We start from the raw sequence: 20,863 nt of genomic DNA on the forward strand, positions 1-20,863 counted from the left end.
CTGACAGGCATAGTCACATTGCAAAACCTTGTATCATTGGTCCCTACATGCACACACCTATCCCACTGATCCGCGATATTGTTCTGATTGGCGGTGGTCACACCCATGCGCTGGTGGCGCGGATGTTTGGTATGAAACCGATGGCAGGCGCACGCCTGACCGTGATCAATCCGGCCCCCACCGCACCTTATTCCGGTATGTTGCCCGGTTATATCGCAGGCCATTACGAACGGATGGATCTGGAGATCGATCTGGTGCGGCTGGCCCGTTTCGCCGGTGCGCGGCTGGTGCTGGGGCAAGTCACGGGAATTGATCGTGTGGCCCAGCGGGTGCAGGTGGCGGGGCAGGCGGATATTGCCTATGACATTGCCTCGGTCAATGTTGGTATCACCACCGAGGCCCCGACCATTCCGGGGTTCAACGAAAACGCGATGGGGGCGAAACCGCTGGCCCGTTATACGGCGGAATGGGAAAAGTTTCTGACGGACGCCACCGCCGGCAGCCGCACCCCTGACGTGGTGGTGATTGGCGGCGGGGTGGCCGGTGTCGAGCTGTCACTGGCGATGATGCACCACCTGAAAGCCAACGGCATAACCAACGCCCGCGTCACCATTCTGGAACGGGCCGATACCCCCCTTAGCGGGATTGGCAACGGTGCACGCAAGGCCCTGTTGCACCATATCGGACGGCTGGGGGTTGTGCTGAAAACCAACGCCGAAGTCACCCATATCGCCCGTGATCAGGTGCATTTGGCCGATGGCTCTTCCATCCCCAAATCATTTTGCGTCGGCAGCACCATGGCCCGCCCGCATGATTGGTTGCGTGATACCGGCCTGACCAATGATCGCGGCTTTATCGACGTGGGCGAAACCTTGCAAACGCTGGCCGATCCGCTGATTTACGCCGCCGGAGACTGCGCCGACCTGACCCATGCGCCCCGCCCCAAGGCTGGCGTTTATGCGGTGCGCGAGGCCCCTGTTCTGTTTCACAACCTGCGCGCCGAGCTGACGGGCGGCACCCGCAAAGCATTTAGGCCGCAGAAAACTTTTCTGAAACTGATGCTGACCGGCGGCAAAGGTGCGATTGCCGACAAGGCGGGGTTGCGTCTGGACGGGCCGCTGTTGTGGAAATGGAAAAACCATATCGACCTGAAATTTATGCGCCAGTTCGAGGAATACCCCGAAATGCCCGCCCCGCCTCTGCCGCGTGATCTGGCCCAGGGCGTGCGCGAGGAAATGGGCGATGTGCCCCTGTGCGGCGGTTGCGGGGCCAAGGTGGCGCCTGCCGATCTGCAAACCGTGCTACAAACTTTGCCCGCAGCCGCCCGCAAGGATGTGTTGTCCGGCCCCGGCGATGACGCCGCCGTGCTGGCTTGTGGCGATGGCCAGCAGGTGCTGACCACCGACCATCTGCGCGCTTTTGTCAGCGATCACTACCGCATGGCGCGGATCACTGCCATTCACGCGATGGGCGACATCTGGGCGATGGGGGCCAAACCGCAAGCGGCGCTGGCCAGCATTATCCTGCCCCGTATGGGGGCCAAACTGCAGGCCGAAACCCTGCGCGAAATCATGCAGGCGGCGACTGAAACCTTCGGGGCTGCCGGCGCCGAAGTGGTGGGGGGCCACAGCAGTCAGGGGGCGGAACTGACCATCGGGTTTTCAGTCACCGGCCTTGCGGGCAAGCGCACCGTTTCCAATACCGGTGCACAGGCGGGCGATGTTTTGATCCTGACCAAACCGATTGGCACCGGCACCATTCTGGCCGCCGAAATGCGCCTGTTGGCTGAAGGGGGCTGGGTTGAGGCCGCCTACCGGATGATGGAACGTCCGCTGGATACAGCCGCCGGAATTCTGGCCCCCGTGGCCCATGCAATGACCGATGTCACCGGCTTCGGGCTGGCGGGGCATCTGGATACGATGCTGCGGGGATCAGGTGTCGGGGCCGCCTTGAATTTGGCCGATGTTCCCCTGCTGGACGGAGCAGCAACGTTGGCCGATCAGGGTGTGCGATCAACCATCTGGATGGCAAACCGTGCGGCGGTGCAGGTGCAGGGGGATATGAAATCAGCACCGGAAATCCTGCTGTTCGATCCGCAAACTGCGGGCGGATTGTTGGCGGCAGTTCCGGCGGAACAGGCGCAAACGACCCTTGCGAAACTGCTGGATGCTGGCGAACCCGCCGCGATCATTGGCGAGGTCACGGACGGCAGCGGTATAATGCTGGCTTAACCCAGCAAACCCGCAATCCGGTCTGCCACTTCTTCCAGATCATCCGGTCCCAAACCGGCCACCGGCAGTGGCGTAATGTCATCCGTGCGGGTGCGGGCCTTGCCGTAGCGGGCATCGTAATGCAGCGCCATCAATTCACTGGCCAGTTGCTCCATATCACCGGATGCGGCCAGTGCGTGCCAGTCTTTGACCCGCTCGGCCGGATGATAGGGGCGTAACCTGTCCAGCGTTTCGGTCAGTCGCGTGGTATCCTCGATCATATCCCGATAAGCCGTGACCAGATACTTTGCCCGTGCCACCAACGGCGCCTGAACCTCCAGACGCGGGGCGTTCTTCATTGCGGCCCACAGCATCAGCGGCACGATCCTGTCGCCCACCTTCGAGCTTTCGGCCTCGATCACCACAGGCCGTGACGGATCGATTTTCAGGATCACCTGTGCCACCGCCCCCTCAAACGCCTTTTGCGAAGGTTGTCCGCCGACCATTGCGCCAAACAGCGAGCCACGGTGGTTGGCCAACCCTTCCAGATCGATCACCTGCACCCCGCGCGCATCCAACAGCGTTAAAATCTCAGTCTTGGCGCTGCCAGTGTTGCCGTCCAGCAAGGTGACAGGTGCGGTAAACGGGGTGTCATAAACCGCCTGTTTCACCAGCCGCCGGTAACTGCGATAACCGCCCTCAACCACCTTGGCCTGCCAGCCGACCTGTTTCAGAATGGTGGTGAATGACCCGGACCGCTGCCCGCCGCGCCAGCAGTAAACCAGCGGTTTCCAGCCCTTGGGGTAATCCATCAGATGGTCTTCGATATGCCTTGCCGCGTTGCGCGCTACCAGTGCCGCGCCGATTTTGCGGGCCTCGAACGGGTTGTCCTGAACATAAATCGTGCCCACTCGCGCCCTTTCTTCGTCATCCAGAACCGCCAGGTTTATCGCACCGGGAATGTGGTCTTCGGCATATTCCGCAGGTGAACGCACGTCGATGATGGTATCAAACGGCAGTTCGGACAGGTCGGAAAGGGTGTTTAACTGGACAGGCATGGCTGCGGTTTACGCCTGTTGGCGGATGGGGAAAAGGGCTAATCAGCCGCAACAGGGATGCGCGTTTTTCTATTCCCGACGGCCCGTCACTGGTGTAGAGCAATCCCTAAACCGCGAATTATTGGAGAAGCCGCATGTCAAATGATCAGCTGGAAACCGTTATCGAGGCCGCGTGGGACGCCCGCGACACCATCACCCCTGCCACCACAGGCGAGGTTCGCGACGCCATCGAGGACACGCTGAACGCATTGGACAGCGGCAAATTGCGGGTGGCTGAAAAGCAGGCCGATGGCAGTTGGCATGTGAACCAGTGGGCCAAAAAGGCGGTGCTGCTGGGGTTCCGCATCAAGGATATGGAATCGATGGAAGGCGGCCCGCAAGGAGCGGGCTGGTGGGACAAGGTAGACAGCAAGTTCAAGGGCTGGGGCGCGAACCAGTGGGCGGCGGCGGGGTTTCGTGCGGTACCCGGCGCGATTGCCCGCAAATCGGCCTTTATCGCCCCCAGTGTGGTTCTGATGCCATCCTTTGTAAACCTTGGGGCCTATGTGGATGAGGGCACGATGGTGGATACATGGGCCTCGGTCGGGTCCTGTGCCCAGATCGGCAAGAACGTGCATTTGTCCGGCGGTGTGGGGATTGGTGGTGTGTTAGAGCCTATGCAGGCCGGACCGACCATCATCGAGGACAATTGTTTTATCGGCGCGCGCAGTGAAGTGGTTGAAGGCTGTATCATCCGCGAAGGCTCGGTCCTGGGGATGGGTGTTTATATCGGCCAGTCGACCAAGATTGTGGACCGCGAAACCGGCGAAGTGATGTATGGCGAAGTGCCGCCCTATTCGGTGGTGGTGGCGGGCAACATGCCGACCAAGAACAACATCAGCCTCTATTGCGCGGTGATCGTGAAACGGGTGGACGAGCGGACACGCTCCAAGACTGGCATCAACGAGCTGTTGCGGGATTGATGCACAATATAGGGCAGCGCCCGACCCTCCCCCGGGAGGGCGCTTTTGCAACGTTACGACAGCCACCAATTCCGGAATTGATTTTCTGGATGTCTGCAACAACAACCTTCCAATGCCCTCCAGTGTCGGGCGCTGCCCGGCGATGCCGGGCGAAAGGATGCCATGACTGACAAACCCAAAAAGAAATCCCGCCAGCAGGTCTATACCCTTTTGGTCGAAGTGGGCCGCAAGGATGGCGACGGTTTGCCCAAGAGGGCAACCGGTGCGGCGCTGATGGTTTACGCCAGCGGTGTGGACGAGGCCGAGGCGGTGCGCGAGACTGTGGCAATCCTGAAACAGGCCGACATGGCACCACTGGATGTGACCGGCTATGGCACCTTGCAGGAACGTCTGGAACAGGGCCACGACATCAGCGACGAGGAAAAGGAATTGATGCAACGCGCGCTGGATGAAAATTCGGTGGTGGTGGCGCAGATGACCCCGTTTTTCGAGGATCAGCGCCCTGCAGGCAAAGGGCGCCCGAATTGAGCACCGTTTTTCTGGATCTGGACGGCACACTGACAGACCCCAAGATCGGCATCACCAAATCCTTTATCTACGCGCTGGAAAAACTGGACCTGCCCGTGCCGCATATGGATGAACTGGAATGGGTGATCGGGCCGTCCCTGATGGATAGCTTCACCCGTATGCAGGTGCCCGACCCGCAGGTGGCGATTGACCTGTATCGGGAACGCTATACCTCGGTTGGTCTGCTGGAAAACAGTCTCTATTCCGGCATTATTCCCGCTTTGGAACAATTGCAAGGCGCGGATTACCGCATGTTTCTGGCGACCGCCAAGCCGCACGCCTATGCACGCAAGATCACAGCGCATTTTGGGCTGACACCGTTTCTGGAACATGAATTCGGCCCTGAACTGGACGGCACCCGCAACAACAAGGGTGACCTGCTGGCCCATGCGCTGGATTTAACAGGGATAGACCCGGCACTTTCGGTGATGGTGGGGGACCGCCACCACGATTATGACGCCGCCCGCGCGGTGGGGATGAAGGCAATTGCGGTGACTTGGGGCTATGGATCGGCCGAGGAATGGGCCACGGCTGATGCGGTGTGCGAAACTCCGCAAGAGTTGCTGTCGGTGGTGCAAGGGCTATTGTCCTAGACTTTTGCCAGTGGGCAAACCTGCTCCAAGCGGGCGGCCAGTTGCACGCGCAGGTCAGTCAGCCCAGCCAACCGCGCGTCAATTTCGTCCAGTTTGCGGCGCAGAATGACCTCAACCTCGCTTGCGGGCAATCCACCAGCGGTAAGCGCGGGCAAATCCTTGCCGATTTCGGCAAGGGTGAACCCCAAAGCCTGTGCGGTCTTGATGTATCCAACCAACTGATCGCTGCCTTCTGAAAAATCCCTATATCCGTTTGCACTGCGCTCACTGCGCAGCAGGCCGCGGGCCTCGTACATGCGCAACGCGTCGCGGCTAACACCTGTCATTTCCGCCAGTTTACCAATGCGCATAAAAACCTCTTGACCTTTGACTATAGTCCAAGGTGTAGCCTGCCAGAATTGTAAAATCAAACGGAGCAGGAATATGTTGTGTTACAAGAATTATCTAAAGATCGTCCGTATCAGCGCGTGGTACGATATTGTCGTTTCTGCCGCCTTTGCGTCGCCATGGAGTTTCGCGCTGCTTATCGGAAGCTTAACACAATTGCATAATGGGCTGGGGTTGTCCGGCCAAATGCCGGTGGCGGGGATATATGACACCCTGTTCGCAAACTTTTTCGGTACGGTCGTGGTGATATGGTCAATCGTCCGCCTGCGTCAGACATCGGTATTTTTGGGCCGGTTGGATGGCACCGCTTGGTTGCTGTTTGCGGCGTGGCAGGTGAATGCTGTCATATCAGGGGCAAGTAGCTTGATCATTGCATTTCTGGTGGTCGAACTGGTTTTCGGCATTATTCAATGGTGGCCCGTCGCTGACGATCCATCAGGGGGCTGAACCGAACCACTTGCGATAAATTTCGGTGTAGGTGCCATCTTCGCGCAGGCGCAGCAGGCTTTGGTTGATTGGCTCGGCCAGTGGTGATTCGGGTGGCAGGATGATGCCATAGTTTTCCCGCAGGAATACAGGCCCGACCACTTCTGCTGTGTCCCGCCCTTTATTATTTGCATAATAGGCAAGAATAGGGGCATCAAAAACCACGGCATCCAGTTTCTTACTTTCGAAAGCCGCGAGCAATGTATCAAGATCATCATATGTTTTATGGCGTATATCGCGGGTATCCAGATAGGCACTGGCGGTCGAGCCAGTTGTTGTTCCGACGGATTTTCCGTGCAGGTCGTTGACGGAATTAACCGAATTCTGAATGCCGGCAATCGTTAGGGTTGCCGTAATTTTTGCCACGACCACCGAAACAACAAATAGCGATGACACAACCAGAAAAACCCCGAACAAGCGCCCGAAAACAGACTTTGGAACACGTTCTTCAAACCCGCCGTTGACCACCAGATTCAACGCCCACCAGAAAGCCGAGAAAATCGCCTTGCGGGCGGGCATGTTGAAATATTCCTCTTTGCCGTGCTCAAATCGCCACATCAGCATTCCGCCACCCAGCAAAGCTGCAAATGACAGGGCAATTGCCAACAGCAGGTCTTTGGACCACAGCGCTGACCAGATCGAAGGTGTGTTATTGGCGTCGGAATGCACCATGATCTGCAACCCACCCTCGAAAATCGGGTGGGTGAAATCAAACCGGCTTTCGCGTTTGGACGTGATTGAAATATTGGCAATCGCTGCGTCTGCTTTCCCCTTTTCAACCATATCCAGCATTCCAGAGAATGTTTCCGCACGGATAATTTTCGAGTTCCGCCGCATGTCGATCATCAGGGCTTTCCACAGATCAATGCTAAAGCCAACGTTTTCACCATTCATTTCCATCGAAAAGGGCGGGCGTGTCACTGTCGCGACGCGCAGTTCTTGAGCTGATGCAATTGTGGACATAACGCTGGCCATAAAAGCCAGAATCAACATAATTCGCATGATAGTTCCCCAGGTTCGTGCCTCTAATGCACTACGAGGTAGCGAATCGCAATCCAAATTTTCCATTCCCCGGCGTGACAGAATGATGCGCCTGACCGGCTGAAATCCGGGGTGTGGTTCGGGCAAGGATTGCGGCCAATCCGGTATCCCTATATCGCTAAGGGCAAGCCAAGGAGAGACAAGATGACCAACCCGATTGATCCCGTCCAGTTAACTGCCGATTTACTGAGCTGCCCATCTGTCACCCCGAATGAAGGTGGCGCGCTGGTTTTGATGGAGAACCTGCTGTCTGACGCCGGTTTCACCTGCACCCGTGTGGATCGCGGCGAGGTGTCTAATCTGTTCGCCCGCTGGGGCAAGCAGGGCAACGGCAAGACCTTTGGTTTTAACGGCCATACCGATGTTGTGCCTGTCGGGGACGAATCCGCCTGGACCCGTGGCCCGTTTAGCGGTGACATTGTGGACGGCTGGTTGTGGGGGCGCGGGGCAACCGATATGAAATCCGGCGTGGCCGCCTTTGCCGCCGCCGCGATTGATTTCGTGCGCGATACCCCTCCGGACGGGTCGATCGTGCTGGCGATTACCGGTGATGAAGAAGGTGATGCGATAGACGGCACCGTGGCGCTGCTGGACTGGATGCAAGCGAACGGAGAGCGGATGGACGCCTGTCTGGTGGGCGAACCTACCTGCCCCAATGAAATGGGCGAGATGATGAAGATCGGGCGGCGTGGCTCGATGACCGCCTATTTCACGGTGCGCGGCAAACAGGGCCATTCCGCCTATCCCCACCGCGCCAACAACCCGCTGCCTGCAATGGCGCGGCTGATTGACCGGCTGGCAGGGCATGAACTGGATCAGGGGACGGATCATTTTGACGCTTCGACCTTGGCAATCACTACGATTGATACGGGTAATCCGGCCAATAACGTGATCCCTGCGGAAACCCGTGCAACGGTGAACATCCGGTTCAATGATTCACACAGCTCGGACAGCCTGACCGATTGGTTGCGGGCCGAAGCTGATAAAGTAGCGGCGGAATTTGGGGTAGAGATCGCGCTGGAAACCAAAGTGTCGGGTGAAAGCTTCATCACCCCGCCCGGCGATTTGTCCGATCTGGTGGCGGGTGCCGTGCAGGCCGAAACCGGCGTTAAGCCAGAGCTGTCCACTTCGGGTGGCACGTCGGATGCGCGATTTGTCAAAAATCACTGTCCGGTGGTCGAATTCGGGCTGGTCGGCAAAACCATGCATCAGGTGGATGAACGGGTCGAGGTGGCGCAGATCGAACAGCTGAAATCCATCTACACACGGATATTGCGTGACTATTTCGCATGACCCGCTGGATCGCCAAAACCTGTGATCTGGAAATCTGCCTGATGTTGCGGCGCAATGTGTTCATAGATGAGCAAAACGTTCCCGAGGATGAAGAGATCGACACCTATGACGAAACCGCCATTCACCTGCTGGCGTTCGAGGGGGATATACCAGTCGGCACCGCACGAATCGTGGTGCAGGGTGAGGTTGGCAAAATCGGCCGTGTTTGTGTGTTGAAGGAATATCGCGGCACGGGGTTGGGTGCGGACCTGATCAATGCCGCGCTGGAGCAGATGCGGGACTTGCCTGATGTAACCATCGCCAGACTGGGCGCGCAAACCCATGCTCTGGGGTTTTATGAACGGCTGGGATTTGCCGCCTTTGGCGACGAATACATGGACGCCGGAATCCCGCATTTCGATATGGAGCGCGCGTTGTGAGGCGGCAAACCCTTGTGGTGATGGTGAAAGAGCCCCGTGCCGGACGGGTGAAAACACGGCTGGGACGCGACATCGGCATGGTGTCCGCCGCATGGTGGTTTCGCCATTCTGTAGACCGCTTGTTGCGCAATGTGAGTGATCCGCGCTGGGATCTTTTGCTGGCGGTTTCACCGGATGCGGAAGGGTTGCGCAGCCGCGTCTGGCCCGAACACCTGCAACGCATCCCGCAAAGGCGCGGCGATCTGGGGCAACGCATGGCACACCTTTTGGCCCTGCCGCAAAAAGGGCCGGTTGTGATTATCGGCGGTGATATTCCGGGGGTGCGGCGGCATCATATCGCCGATGCTTTTGCCAAACTGGGCAGCAATAGAGCCGTATTCGGCCCCGCCACCGATGGCGGTTACTGGCTGGTTGGCCTGAAACGCACCACCCCGCCGCCGCGTCAAATGTTCAAAAGCGTGCGCTGGTCCACCGAACATGCGCTGGCCGATACGCTGGCCACCATGCCGGGCTACGCTCCTGCCTATGCGGCCACATTGCAGGATGTCAATACCGCTGCCGATCTGGCCGCTTATCAAGCCTGACGGCTTTCTGCGCAGCGAGGAAAGCCGTCAGGCTTGAGGAGCGTGACCTTTCGGCCTTGGCATGATAGGGCACATTTATGAAACGCATTCCCACCAAAGGGGAAATCCTGACATGGATTTCCGATAACCCGACCCTGACCAGCAAACGCGATATCGCCCGTGCCTTTGGCATCAAGGGTGCCGCGCGGATTGACCTGAAACGCATCCTGAAAGAGCTGGAGACCGAAGGCCATCTGCAAAAGCGCCGCAAGACCTATCGCGATCCGGACAGCCTGCCGCCGGTTTCGGTGCTGCAGGTGATGGAACCCGACAGCCACGGCGATCTGTTTGCCCGTCCGATGGAGTGGCATGGCGAGGCCGAGGAGCCGCGTATCCTGCTAATGTTGAAATCATCCGATCCCGCGCTGGGCGCGAACGACCGCATCCTTGCCCGCCTGACCGAGGTCAAGGGCGAGGATTACCGTTACGAGGGGCGATTAATCCGGCGCATAGGCTCTAATCCAATCCGTTTGCTGGGGATTTTCCGCAAGTATGCCGAAGGCGGGCGGATCATTCCGATCGACAAGGGCAGCGACAAGGAATGGCAGGTGTCCGAGCGCGACGTGAACGGCGCCAAGGACGGCGAGCTGGTCGAGGCCGAGCGCGCCGGCCCGAAAAACCGCATGGGCCTGCCCAACGAGCGGGTCAGAGCGCGGTTGGGTGATCCCAGCCAGCCCAAGGCGATTTCGCTGATTGCGATCCACCAGCATGGCATTCCCGATGCCTTCCCTGACGAGGTGATCGCCGAAGCGGATGCAGCCAAACCCGCCCCGCTGGGCAAACGCGAAGACCTGCGGGATTTGCCGCTGATCACCATTGATCCGGCCGATGCGCGCGACCATGACGATGCCTGTTATGCCCACCCCGATGACGACCCCAAGAACAAGGGTGGCCATGTGGTTTGGGTGGCGATTGCCGATGTAGCGCATTACGTCACACCCGGCTCGGCACTGGACCGCGAGGCATGGAAACGCGGCAATTCCACCTATTTCCCCGACCGCGTGGTGCCGATGCTGCCGGACCGTTTGTCGGGTGATCTGTGTTCCTTGCACGAAGGTGTTCCGCGCGCCTGTATCGCCGTGCGGATGGTGCTGGATGCGCATGGGCAAAAGATCAGCCACCGCTTTACCCGTGCTATGATGAAATCCGCCGCCTCGCTGAATAACGAGGAAGTGCAGACCGCCGTTGACGGGCGACCCAACGACAAAACAAAACCGCTGCTTTCCCCTGTGTTAGAGCCGCTTTATGCCGCCTATCACGCCCTGAAAACCGCCCGCAACCATCGCCAGCCGCTGGACCTGGATCTGCCAGAACGCAAGATTATCCTGTCGGATGAGGGCAAGGTCGTAACGGTCGATTTCCGCGACCGGCTGGATGCGCACAAGATGATCGAGGAATTCATGGTGCTGGCCAATGTCGCCGCCGCCGAAGAACTTGTTGCCAAACGTACCCCGCTTCTGTTTCGCGTGCACGAAGAACCCAGCCCCGAGAAGCTGGAGAGTCTGCGCGAGGTGGCGCAATCGGCAGGGCTGGTGCTGGCCAAGGGTCAGGTGTTGCAAACGCGGCATCTGAATAATCTGCTGGCGCAGGCCGAGGGCACCGAGTTTGACGAACAGATCAACCTGTCGACCCTGCGCTCGATGACGCAGGCCTATTACGGGCAGGAGAATTTCGGACATTTTGGCCTCGCGCTAAAGAACTACGCGCATTTTACATCGCCCATCCGGCGCTACTCTGACCTGATCGTGCATCGGGCGCTGATTTCGGCGAATAAATGGGGCAAGGACGGGTTGAGTGAGGCCGAGATCGAGCGGCTGGAAGAAACCGCCAAGCATATTTCCGAGACCGAGCGCCGCTCGATGATGGCGGAACGCGACACCACCGATCGTTATCTGGCGTCCTATCTGTCGGAACGGGTTGGCGCGGAATTCAAGGCGCGGATCTCCGGTATTGCCAAATTCGGCGTTTTTGCGCGGCTGGATGAAACCGGGGCCGACGGGTTGATCCCGATCCGCACCATCGGGCGCGAATATTTCCGCTTTGACCCCGACAGTCAGACCCTGACCGGCGAGGAAACCGGCCTGACGCTGGGCCTTGGCGTGCCGGTTACCGTGCGGCTGGCCGAAGCGGTGCCGGTGACCGGCGGGCTGACGCTGGAATTGCTGACGGTGGATGACAAGGCCCTGCCAAAAGGCAGCGGCGGGCGGCGTGGCAAGGGGCCGGTGCGGCGCAAGGCGAGTAAATCGCGTAAGAAAGCCGCAAAAACCAAACGCAAGGTTACCCGCAATCGCAAATGATCACGGGATGCGGTAAAGCGCATCCCGCATGCGGGCGATGTAATCTGTCAGCACGGTATCGTTTTTCACCAGATTGCTGACCTCGGTCGGCAGTGGAATCGAGGTAAGGCCGGACAGCATTGGGCAAACGCTGGCGTCCGTAGCCGTGGGGGTGCCGCCAAACAGATAGGGTTTATCGCCCAGTTGCAATTTGATGGCGTGCAGGTCTTTGGCCACCCGTTCGGCGCGCTCTGCTTCGGTGAAACGCGCGATGCCTTGAGTATATAAACCCGCCCGCAATTTCTTGCGGATTTTGCCACTGATGAATCCACGGATAGGTTTGGGGATTGCTTCGAAAATCACATCGCGGGTTACGGCCCAGACATCATCGCGCAGCCAGCGGTCGGCGACCTGATGGAAATAGAGATGCTCTTCGGCCATGCGGATAAAGGCGCGGGATGCGGCAAGTTCGGTGTCTGACAGCCCCTTGTCAAACTCTGCACCCTGTTCTTCCAGATAGCTGCGGATGTTTTCACTGTCGGGGATCAGCCGCTCGCCCACCTTCAGAACTGGCAGCTTTTGTTTGGGCATCTTGCGCACATCGGCCATTTGCCGCTTCCAAGGTTGTCCAGACATGTTCAGTAAGCAAATGGATTTGACAACAAAAGGGCTGCTGCCCGGTTCGCCAAAATGATCGGGGAAAGTTAGAAGGGTTAGCATTGCGTTTCTCCTGAGTGTTTCTTCTCTTTTACATCAGTCCCCTGTCAATTTCTGTCAGCATGGTGTAATCTTTCCCAATGTCCCGCACCGATCGTTTATTCCGCCTGCTGCAAGCCTTGCGCAATTTGCCCGCCCCGGTGACCGCCGCGCGGTTGGCTGATGAAACCGGCGTGTCGGAACGCACCATCTATCGTGATATCGAAACCCTGCGCGGGGTGGGGGCGATAATTGATGGCACGGCGGGGTTTGGTTATGTGCTGACCGAAGACGCCGCCCTGCCGCCGCTGTCTTTTTCCAACGAGGAAATCGAGGCACTGGTGCTGGGCCTGCGCGAGGTGGCGCAGATTGGTGACCCGGAGCTGGCACAGGCAGCAGATACCGCCCTGACCAAGTTGCAAGCGCGTCTGCCCGAGGGTCAAGGGCACCGGTTGAAACATGCGGTTTTGTCGGCGAAACGGTTTGCCGAAATCCCCGCACCAACGGTGGACGTACCGGCCTTGCGCCGCGCCTGTTGGGACGAGCGCGAGGTGACCTTTGCCTATTGCGATGCCAAGGGGGCGCAAACATGGCGGCGGGTAAAGCCGTTGGGGATTACCTTTATGGATCGCTCGAACTGCCTGTTGGCCTATTGACTGCTGCGGCAAGACTTCCGTGCTTTCCGGCTGGACCGGATGACCGAATTACAGGTGACTGAACAATCCTTCCGCCCGCACCGCGTGGTGCTGTTGCGCGATGCAAAACAGCATTTTTCCGCGCATTAGAGCCTGTTTGGCCATGATATGCCCATTCGAGTAATCACATCTTTTCGTAAGGTGATATTCAGGTTACATTTGCCACAAATGCATAAAAAAGAGCAGGTGTAAAAGTGCGTAAGATTATTATGGCCCTCGGGCTGATTGCGGGAACAGTTGCAGGACCGGTTCTGGCAACAGGAACTCCGGTAGATGGCGCAACCAGACCGGTGGTACGCCCAACCGTTCCGTTAACACAAATACGACCGGCAGCCCGCCCGCAAGAGGCCCCTATGCCGCAAATCCAGGTGGCCGCGTCCAGTGCCCGTTTCCAGCAATGGATCAAATCATTCCGCGGCCGCGCATTGGCGCGGGGGATCAACGGCAACATATTTGATCGCGCGTTTCGTGGTGTGAAATATGATCCTGCTATTATCGCAAAGGATCGGCACCAGTCGGAATTCACCAAACAGATTTGGGATTATTTGGACAGCGCCGCGTCCCCTGTCCGGGTCAAGAACGGGCAGGCGGCTTTGCGTAAATACCGCCGGACTCTGGAACAGATCGAGGCGCGTTATGGCGTTGATAAAGAGGTCGTCGCAGCCATCTGGGGCGTGGAAAGCGCCTATGGGGCGCAGCGCGGGGATGTGGACATCATTCAGGCGCTAGCGACACTGGCCTTTGACGGGCGGCGCGGGAAATTCTTTGAGGCGCAGTTGATTGCGGCGCTGAAAATTATCCAGTCCGGCGATGTGCGTCCGCGCGCCATGAAAGGGTCATGGGCCGGTGCGATGGGGCATACGCAGTTCATTCCCACCAGCTATCTGGCCTATGCACAGGATTTCAACGGCGACGGCAAACGCGATATCTGGTCGAATGACCCGACCGATGCGCTGGCCTCGACCGCATCCTATCTGGCGAAATTCGGCTGGCAAAAAGGGCAGCCCTGGGGGGTAGAGGTGTTTCTGCCCAAAGGGTTCAACTTTGGGCTGGCGAACCGCAAGATATTAAAAACACCGTCGGAATGGGGTGCCTTGGGGGTTCGGGCTGCCAGTGGCAAGCCGGTGCCGAATTACGGCCGTGCCTCGATCCTGTTGCCCGCCGGATCGGCGGGGGCGGCGTTTATGATTTTCAACAATTTTGCGGTGATCGAGAAATACAACAAGGCCGATGCCTATGTGATCGGGGTTGGGCATTTGTCCGACCGTCTGGCAGGCGGGCCGCCAATCAAGGCCAGCTGGCCCCGTGGCTATGCGCCCTTGTCATTCCGGCAAAAGAAGGAAATGCAGCGCCGGTTGATCCGCAAGGGGTTTGAACTGGAGAAAGTGGACGGGATCATTGGGCCGAATACGATCAATGCGATCAGGGCATTTCAGCAATCGGTCGGTGTAACGCCGGATGGCTACCCTTCGCAGGATTTGCTGAAACTGCTGAAACGGCGGTGATTAGCGGTAGGGCGGGGTTCACCCCGCCTTATACCGGTTTCAGCTTGATCATCAGATAGACGTTGTTGGCAATAAAATGCTCTGCCGTTCGGGTCTTTTCCATCAGGCGCTGGTGCAGGCGGAACCGTTTGCGTTTGCTCATCACGGTGGCCAGAGCGCGTTTGATGAACCAGCGGGTTTTGCGTTTTTTCTGGCCCAGTTCGGTATCAATCCGTGTGATGGCGTGGCCAAAGACGTTGAACAGGGCCTGTTCCAGATCGACCGAAGGGGCGACCGAGGCGGTGATGTCCTCTTCTGACACAGTGGTTAGTGGCATTGCGGCAAGGGTTTCGCGATAGGTGCCAATACGGTGGCCGCCACCAACGGTCGAGCCAACCTTTTGCCGCTGAAACCCTTCAGAGCGAAAACAGTCCGAGACGATGATTTCGCCGCCTTCATCCAGATGATCGGCCGCTTTTTGCAGGGCGATGTCGACGGGGATATACTGAAAGCTTTCGGAAAACAGGCAAACATCAAATTTCTTGTCCACCTGCAGATCCTCGAACATACATTCATGCACCGTGGCCGCCGGCGCGTTTTCGCGGCAACGCCGGGCCAGAAAGGCGCTGGGTACGACGATGTCGACACTGTGCCCCAGTTCCAGCAGCTTGCGGGCGGTTTCACCGGCACCGCCGCCGATATCGAGAATCCGCAAGGGACTGTCGGGCAGCATTTTGAACAATTTGGTGGTGTAGGCATCCTGTGCAGCGCGCAGATTTCCCGCCGTCACTTCCAGCCCGTCCCACAGGCCATAATGCAGGTTTTCTGCACCGGTCAGCCATTTGATGAACGACAGGCCGACATCAAGGCCGATTGCGCGGGTATCTATTTTTTCTCTCATGGGAAAAGGGGTTAGCGAATGGCGCGGGATATGAAAAGGCCTATCTGCGATCCGGGTTGCAAACACCGCCACGCAGGCATCGCAACATACTGCGTTTTTCATCATTGGTTGGTGTATAAAATTCGGACCCGCTACATGGGCCAATCGTCATTCTGTGCCCATAGGGGGTGGTTTCAAGAAAGGTCATTAACATTGCATCCATCGCCACAGACCCACACCATGCATCCGCACATGTTGTGCTTATCGCTACAGTGGCTTTGATAGGCCGATCGAATCCGGCGCGGGTTCCTTGATGACCAATAAAGGTTGCGGTGAAGTTTTCGGATCGCCCACCAGTACCGACAAAACCCTCACGTTCCGGTCCAATAACTACATTGCGCTTGTTGGTTAAATAGCCAAATACAAGGATATAGTGCTCTTTGGCCTGACTATGTTCAAGATAGCTGCCTTCAATAGTGGGGCGTGCACATGACAGGGCAAAGGCAGGCCCCGCAGTTAGGGCCAGCAGGCAGGGTATTGCCAGCAGGCGTTTCACAGCCGCCCTTTGAATTGATCGAACACCGCCGCATAGACATGCTGTTTGAAGGGCACGATCCGGGTCATCAATTCATCCGGTTCCATCCATGTCCATTGCGAAAATTCAGGATGTTTCAGCGCGATATTGACCTGATCGTCGCTGCCGTGAAACCGCATCAGAAACCATTTCTGTTGCTGGCCGCGATAGCGCCCTTTCCACAGTTTGTGTAGTAGTTCCGGCGGCAGGTCGTAGGTAACCCAGCCATCTGTTTCGGCCTCGATTGTCACCAGATCGGGGGTGACGCCGGTTTCTTCGGTCAGTTCGCGCAAGGCCGCATCGCGCGGGGTTTCGCCTTTGTCGATCCCGCCCTGTGGCATTTGCCAGGCATCGTTCAGCGCATCGATCCGTTGGCCGGCGAAAACCCGTCCGTCGCCGTTTACCAGCACAATGCCCGCGTTCGAGCGGTAAGGGAGCTTTTCAATATCTTTCGGTGCCATCATGTAAAATGGGCCGGCGCATGTGGCCGGCCCGTCCTTATTACTGGTCTTTTGGTGCAAGGGCCGACAAACCCTTTAGCAGATCAACCGCATAGGCCAATTGCGCATCCTCTTCGCGCAGTTTGGCGGCCTCTTCGGCCTTGGCGCGCTCTTCCTCGATTTGGCGGCGCTCCTCTTCGGTGTAGCTGTCGTTGTTTAGCGCATCACGCAGGTCGGCTTCGGACCGGAATGTCGGGCGTTGACCGTCGATTGCGTCCTTGTCCGGATTTTGCTGTGGCTGTTCGACAATAATGTCGGGCGATACACCCAGACCCTGGATCGAGCGGCCCGACGGGGTGTAATACCGCGCCGTGGTCAGGCGCATCGCGCCGCCGCCTTTCACAGGCATAATGGTCTGGACCGAACCTTTGCCGAAACTTTTGGTGCCAACCACAACCGCGCGGCGATGGTCCTTAAGCGCGCCAGCAACGATTTCCGAGGCCGAGGCCGAACCGCCATTGATCAGGACAACAACAGGTTTACCCTGTGCCAGATCGCCGGGGGTGGCGTTGAAACGGTCGCCGTCCTGTGGTGTGCGCCCACGGGTCGATACGATCTCGCCGCTTTCGAGGAAGGCGTCGGATACCTTGATGGCCTGTGTCAGCAGCCCGCCCGGGTTGTTGCGCAGGTCGATAACAAAGCCGTTCACCTTGTCCATGCCGCCAACTTCTTCGACCGATTTTTCCAGATTGCTTTTCAGGTTGGCATAGGTCTGATCATTGAAGGTGGTAACCCGCAGCACCACGGTTTGCCCTTCTGTACGCGAACGCACAGCAGTCAGTTTGATAGTGTCGCGGATGATTGAAATGTCGAACGGCTCGTCCTTGCCTTTACGCACCACTGTGATGATAATCTCGGACCCGATTGGCCCGCGCATCAGATCAACCGCTTCGTTCAGGTCCAGACCCAGCAGGCTTTCGCCATCCACATGGGTGATGAAATCGCCAGCTTCGACACCAGCGGCATCGGCCGGGGTGCCGTCCATCGGCGAAACCACTTTTACAAAGCCGTCTTCCTGCGTCACCTCGATGCCCAGACCGCCGAATTCGCCATGGGTTTGCACTTGCATGTCGTCGAAATCTTTTGGCGGCAGATAGCTGGAGTGTGGATCGAGCGATGCCATCATCCCTTTGATCGCAGCTTCGATCAGATCGCCCTCGTCTACTTCGGTGACATATTGCGCGCGAATGCGCTCGAATACATCGCCAAACAGGTCCAGCTGTTCATACACAGTCGCTTTGCTTGCGGTTTCCTGAGCGATCAGCGGACCGGCAATCTGCGTTGTGGCGATGACGCCGGCCAAAGTGCCGCCCAGAGCGGCCATGACGAATTTCTTCATAGTTTCCTAATCCTTGCTTAGTCCGGTTTTTGTATGAACCATGGTTCGGGGTCCAATGTCTCTTTCCCGTGTCTCAACTCTATATAGAGCGTTTCTGTGCGTGTTGAACCAGCGCTATCACCGGAAAGTGACAAAAAATCGCTATTATTCGGTGCATTTCCGCCCATCAGCCCCACCGGCGCCCCCGCTTGCAGGACTTCGCCGATTTCGCCGTAGACCTGTTTTAGACCAGCCAGCACCAGAAGGTAACCGTCTGATGGTTCCAGAATCATCACGTTTCCGTAGTCCAGCAGCGGGCCGCGATAGCGGATCGTAGCAGGCCATGGGGTGGTGACGATGGATAGCGGGCGGGTTGCAAACAACAGGCCGGGGCGGCGGATTCCGGCGGCGTCGGCTTCGTTATAGTGGCGCAGGATTGTGCCATTGACGGGCAGCGGCAGGGTGCCTTTGGCGTCGGCAAACACGGGCAGGTCGATTTCCCGCTCGCCATCATCGGCAAGGTGCGACAACCCGCTTGCAAACCCCTGCAGTGTTTCGCTGCTGTTCAGCAGGATCGCGGTTTTCACCGGATCTTCGGTAAATTTTCGGGGCAGATCGGTGCGGTTGGAAATTGCTTGCGATAGTTTGGTGCGGGCGGTCTGCACCTCTTTCAGCCCGTTTGCCAACACTTCGGACGAGCTTTGCTGAAGGCTGTGCAGTAGCGCCACTTCTTCCAACTGGCCGCGCAATTCTTCGGCCTGTGCCTGTAGGGCCGGGGTGACATCGGACAGGATCATGCCGGAACGCGCTGTGCCGATGGGTCCGGCGGGATGCAACATTAACAGCGGGGGGGATGTGGATTCCATACTCATCAGAACGCCCAGCAATTGCGCTATTTCATCACGTTTGGCATCGAATTCCAGTTGCAGCGACTGTTCGCGAATGGCGGCGTGGCGCATACCTTTGCGCATTGCGACCAAACCGGTTTCATAGGCCTGAACGGTTTGGGTCAGCGCAGCAATCCGGTCGCTGGCCTTGTCCGCCTGCCTCAGCGCCAATGATGCCGCGTTTAACTGTGATGCTGCCCGTTTAGCCAGAAACGCTGCATCGGGTTCAGCCCATGCAACCGGAGCCAACATAAGCAGCGTAAACGTTAGGAATAGATGACGCATCAGGCCGGTTTGTCGATCAGGCTGTGGCCGGTCATTTCCGGTGGCTTGGGTAGGTGCATCAGCTCCAGCAAGGTCGGCGCAAGGTCCGACAAGCGCCCTTGATGCAGGGTTGCCCCCTTTGGCCCGCCCACCATGATCACCGGCACGGGGTTGGTGGTGTGCGCTGTGTGCGGTCCGCCGGTTTCGGGGTCAATCATGGTTTCACAATTGCCATGATCCGCAGTAACGATCATTGCGCCACCGGCTTTTTTAAGCGCAGTCAATACACGGCCCAGTCCCTGATCCACGGCTTCACAAGCTTTGATCGCGGCGGGAATGCTGCCGGTGTGACCCACCATATCTGGGTTGGCGTAATTGACGACGATCAGGTCATAACGATCCTCGATTGCCTGCACCAGATGGTCGGTCAATTCGGCGGCCGACATTTCCGGTTGCAGGTCATATGTGGCCACCTTGGGGCTTTGGGCCATATAGCGGTCCTCGCCCTTTTCCGGCTCTTCCTTGCCACCATTCAGAAAGAAGGTGACATGCGGATATTTTTCGGTTTCCGCCAGCCGGAACTGGCGCAGGCCCTGTTTGGCCACCCATTCGCCCAGCGTGTTCACCAGATTCCGTTTGGGGAAAACGGTGGTCATATAGGCGTTGTGTTTGTCGGAATATTCGACCATTCCCAGCATCGCCACCAGTTTGGGGCGTGGTGCGGGATCAAACGCATCGAAATCCGGCTGACCGATGGCCGCCAGTATTTCACGGGCGCGGTCGGCGCGAAAGCTGAGGAAGAATAGTCCATCACCATCCTGCATCCCTTTGTAGCCGGCAATCACCGTGGGTTTGATAAATTCGTCGGTTTCATCGCGGGCATAGGATTGGGCAACGGCATCCGCTGCGGTATCGGCCTTCAGTCCCTTGCCGTGAACCATCGCCTCATAGGCCAGTTGCACGCGTTCCCAACGGTTGTCGCGATCCATCGCGTAATAGCGGCCAATCACGGTGGCCACTTTCGCCCCATCCGGCAGACGGTTTTCCAGATCATTGATGAAATCCGCAGCCGATTGCGGCGGCACATCGCGCCCGTCTGTTAGGGCATGAACCAGAACGGGCACATCCGCAGCGGCAATTACCTGCGCGGCGGCGATAATGTGGTTGATATGGCCATGCACCCCGCCGTCCGACACCAGAGTGGACAGATGTGCAGTACCGCCCGATGCCTTCAGCTTGTCAATGAAATCCAGCAAAGCGGGGTTATTGAAAAAGCTGCCATCCTCGATCGCCAGATCAATCATTCCCAGATCCATCGGCACCACACGGCCAGCGCCGATATTGGTATGCCCCACTTCGGAATTTCCCATTTGCCCGCTGGGCAGGCCCACATCGGGGCCGTGGGTGATCAGTTGCGATGACGGGCAGTCGCGCAGGATACGGTCAAAATTCGGCGTATCGGCAAGGGCGGGGGCGTTGGCATCGTCCGCTTCGCGGATACCCCAGCCATCAAGGATGCACAGAACAACGGGTTTGGGTGTGGTCATGGGTGTGGTCCCTTTTGGAAGGTCAGAAGTGTTTTACGACCGGAAAGGAGGGAGGGCAACTGGGTTAAACAGTTAGCATTCCACATCTACAGTCCAAGAGGAA

At 58.0% G+C, this 20,863-nt stretch carries 20 protein-coding genes and 1 pseudogene; 11 read left to right on the forward strand and 10 right to left on the reverse strand.

The features are described 5' to 3' along the window. The first annotated feature begins 47 nt into the window (after window positions 1–47). Window positions 48–2,231: a selenide, water dikinase SelD gene (selD, locus tag ACQY4M_RS03600; RefSeq protein ID WP_428540925.1), complete on the forward strand. Its 2,184-nt coding sequence runs from the start codon at window positions 48–50 to the stop codon at window positions 2,229–2,231. Here the strand turns inward: selD and mnmH are convergent. Further along, entirely contained in the window at window positions 2,228–3,268 is a 1,041-nt protein-coding gene (mnmH, locus tag ACQY4M_RS03605; RefSeq protein ID WP_428540928.1) for a tRNA 2-selenouridine(34) synthase MnmH, read from the reverse strand. The two genes, selD and mnmH, sit on opposite strands and share 4 nt — an antisense overlap. A gap of 134 nt (window positions 3,269–3,402) precedes the next feature. Here mnmH and dapD point away from each other — a divergent pair, with 134 nt between their 5' ends. The 3 genes from dapD (at window position 3,403) to ACQY4M_RS03620 (ending at window position 5,390) form a co-directional block, all read left to right on the forward strand. Further along, on the forward strand, window positions 3,403–4,230 hold the full coding sequence (dapD, locus tag ACQY4M_RS03610; protein ID WP_428540931.1) for a 2,3,4,5-tetrahydropyridine-2,6-dicarboxylate N-succinyltransferase: 828 nt from the start codon (window positions 3,403–3,405) through the stop codon (window positions 4,228–4,230). Between the two features lie 162 nt (window positions 4,231–4,392). Next, a complete protein-coding gene (locus ACQY4M_RS03615) occupies window positions 4,393–4,758 on the forward strand; it encodes a hypothetical protein (RefSeq protein WP_428540934.1) in 366 nt (121 codons plus the stop codon). Continuing rightward, the gene (locus tag ACQY4M_RS03620) at window positions 4,755–5,390 is read left to right on the forward strand and encodes an HAD hydrolase-like protein (RefSeq protein ID WP_428540937.1); all 636 of its coding nucleotides are present in this window, start codon (window positions 4,755–4,757) and stop codon (window positions 5,388–5,390) included. The genes ACQY4M_RS03615 and ACQY4M_RS03620 overlap by 4 nt, the downstream gene beginning before the upstream one ends. On the opposite strand, the gene ACQY4M_RS03625 is transcribed toward ACQY4M_RS03620, so the two are convergent. Continuing rightward, on the reverse strand, window positions 5,387–5,740 hold the full coding sequence (locus tag ACQY4M_RS03625; protein ID WP_428540940.1) for a MerR family transcriptional regulator: 354 nt from the start codon (window positions 5,738–5,740) through the stop codon (window positions 5,387–5,389). The genes ACQY4M_RS03620 and ACQY4M_RS03625 overlap by 4 nt on opposite strands. Window positions 5,741–5,813: 73 nt before the next feature. On the opposite strand from ACQY4M_RS03625, the gene ACQY4M_RS03630 reads away from it, so the two are divergent. Continuing rightward, window positions 5,814–6,224, forward strand: a complete 411-nt coding sequence (locus ACQY4M_RS03630; protein WP_428540943.1) for a hypothetical protein — start codon at window positions 5,814–5,816, stop codon at window positions 6,222–6,224. Here ACQY4M_RS03630 and ACQY4M_RS03635 read toward each other — a convergent pair. After that, on the reverse strand, window positions 6,213–7,331 hold the full coding sequence (locus tag ACQY4M_RS03635; protein ID WP_428540946.1) for a transporter substrate-binding domain-containing protein: 1,119 nt from the start codon (window positions 7,329–7,331) through the stop codon (window positions 6,213–6,215). The two genes, ACQY4M_RS03630 and ACQY4M_RS03635, sit on opposite strands and share 12 nt — an antisense overlap. A 117-nt stretch (window positions 7,332–7,448) precedes the next feature. Here ACQY4M_RS03635 and dapE point away from each other — a divergent pair, with 117 nt between their 5' ends. The 4 genes from dapE (at window position 7,449) to rnr (ending at window position 11,936) form a co-directional block, all read left to right on the forward strand. Next, on the forward strand, window positions 7,449–8,597 hold the full coding sequence (dapE, locus tag ACQY4M_RS03640; protein ID WP_428540949.1) for a succinyl-diaminopimelate desuccinylase: 1,149 nt from the start codon (window positions 7,449–7,451) through the stop codon (window positions 8,595–8,597). Continuing rightward, on the forward strand, window positions 8,594–9,016 hold the full coding sequence (locus tag ACQY4M_RS03645) for a GNAT family N-acetyltransferase (RefSeq protein WP_428540952.1): 423 nt from the start codon (window positions 8,594–8,596) through the stop codon (window positions 9,014–9,016). The genes dapE and ACQY4M_RS03645 overlap by 4 nt, the downstream gene beginning before the upstream one ends. A gap of 20 nt (window positions 9,017–9,036) precedes the next feature. Next, complete coding sequence (locus ACQY4M_RS03650; protein ID WP_428541119.1) at window positions 9,037–9,600, forward strand: TIGR04282 family arsenosugar biosynthesis glycosyltransferase; 564 nt, start codon at window positions 9,037–9,039, stop codon at window positions 9,598–9,600. Between the two features lie 77 nt (window positions 9,601–9,677). Continuing rightward, window positions 9,678–11,936, forward strand: a complete 2,259-nt coding sequence (gene rnr / locus ACQY4M_RS03655; RefSeq protein WP_428540955.1) for a ribonuclease R — start codon at window positions 9,678–9,680, stop codon at window positions 11,934–11,936. Here the strand turns inward: rnr and ACQY4M_RS03660 are convergent, their stop codons facing one another. After that, complete coding sequence (locus ACQY4M_RS03660) at window positions 11,937–12,635, reverse strand: glutathione S-transferase family protein (protein WP_428540958.1); 699 nt, start codon at window positions 12,633–12,635, stop codon at window positions 11,937–11,939. It lies immediately after the preceding gene. A 77-nt stretch (window positions 12,636–12,712) separates the two neighbouring features. On the opposite strand from ACQY4M_RS03660, the pseudogene ACQY4M_RS03665 reads away from it, so the two are divergent. Both ACQY4M_RS03665 and ACQY4M_RS03670 read left to right on the forward strand, forming a co-directional pair. Continuing rightward, window positions 12,713–13,396: pseudogene (locus ACQY4M_RS03665) on the forward strand (helix-turn-helix transcriptional regulator). Between the two features lie 119 nt (window positions 13,397–13,515). Beyond that, window positions 13,516–14,811, forward strand: a complete 1,296-nt coding sequence (locus ACQY4M_RS03670; RefSeq protein ID WP_428541122.1) for a lytic murein transglycosylase — start codon at window positions 13,516–13,518, stop codon at window positions 14,809–14,811. 28 nt (window positions 14,812–14,839) lie between these two features. Here ACQY4M_RS03670 and ACQY4M_RS03675 read toward each other — a convergent pair whose 3' ends face one another. The 6 genes from ACQY4M_RS03675 to gpmI are packed head-to-tail and all read right to left on the reverse strand — an operon-like array spanning window position 14,840 to window position 20,760. After that, window positions 14,840–15,691, reverse strand: coding sequence for a class I SAM-dependent methyltransferase (locus ACQY4M_RS03675; RefSeq protein WP_428540961.1), 852 nt, complete (start codon window positions 15,689–15,691; stop codon window positions 14,840–14,842). Between the two features lie 40 nt (window positions 15,692–15,731). Continuing rightward, a complete protein-coding gene (locus tag ACQY4M_RS03680) occupies window positions 15,732–16,226 on the reverse strand; it encodes a hypothetical protein (protein WP_428540964.1) in 495 nt (164 codons plus the stop codon). Continuing rightward, on the reverse strand, window positions 16,223–16,705 hold the full coding sequence (locus ACQY4M_RS03685; protein WP_428541125.1) for an RNA pyrophosphohydrolase: 483 nt from the start codon (window positions 16,703–16,705) through the stop codon (window positions 16,223–16,225). Before ACQY4M_RS03685 ends, ACQY4M_RS03680 begins: the two co-directional genes overlap by 4 nt. A gap of 40 nt (window positions 16,706–16,745) precedes the next feature. After that, window positions 16,746–18,083, reverse strand: coding sequence for a S41 family peptidase (locus ACQY4M_RS03690; RefSeq protein WP_428540967.1), 1,338 nt, complete (start codon window positions 18,081–18,083; stop codon window positions 16,746–16,748). A gap of 17 nt (window positions 18,084–18,100) precedes the next feature. Further along, window positions 18,101–19,234, reverse strand: a complete 1,134-nt coding sequence (locus tag ACQY4M_RS03695; RefSeq protein ID WP_428540970.1) for a murein hydrolase activator EnvC family protein — start codon at window positions 19,232–19,234, stop codon at window positions 18,101–18,103. Then, window positions 19,234–20,760 (reverse strand): 2,3-bisphosphoglycerate-independent phosphoglycerate mutase, encoded by a 1,527-nt coding sequence (gpmI, locus tag ACQY4M_RS03700; RefSeq protein ID WP_428540973.1) that lies wholly within the window; start codon window positions 20,758–20,760, stop codon window positions 19,234–19,236. The genes ACQY4M_RS03695 and gpmI overlap by 1 nt, the downstream gene beginning before the upstream one ends. Window positions 20,761–20,863 lie beyond the last annotated feature (103 nt).

It is taken from the genome of Profundibacter sp. (assembly GCF_965277155.1).
Classification (GTDB): domain Bacteria; phylum Pseudomonadota; class Alphaproteobacteria; order Rhodobacterales; family Rhodobacteraceae; genus Profundibacter.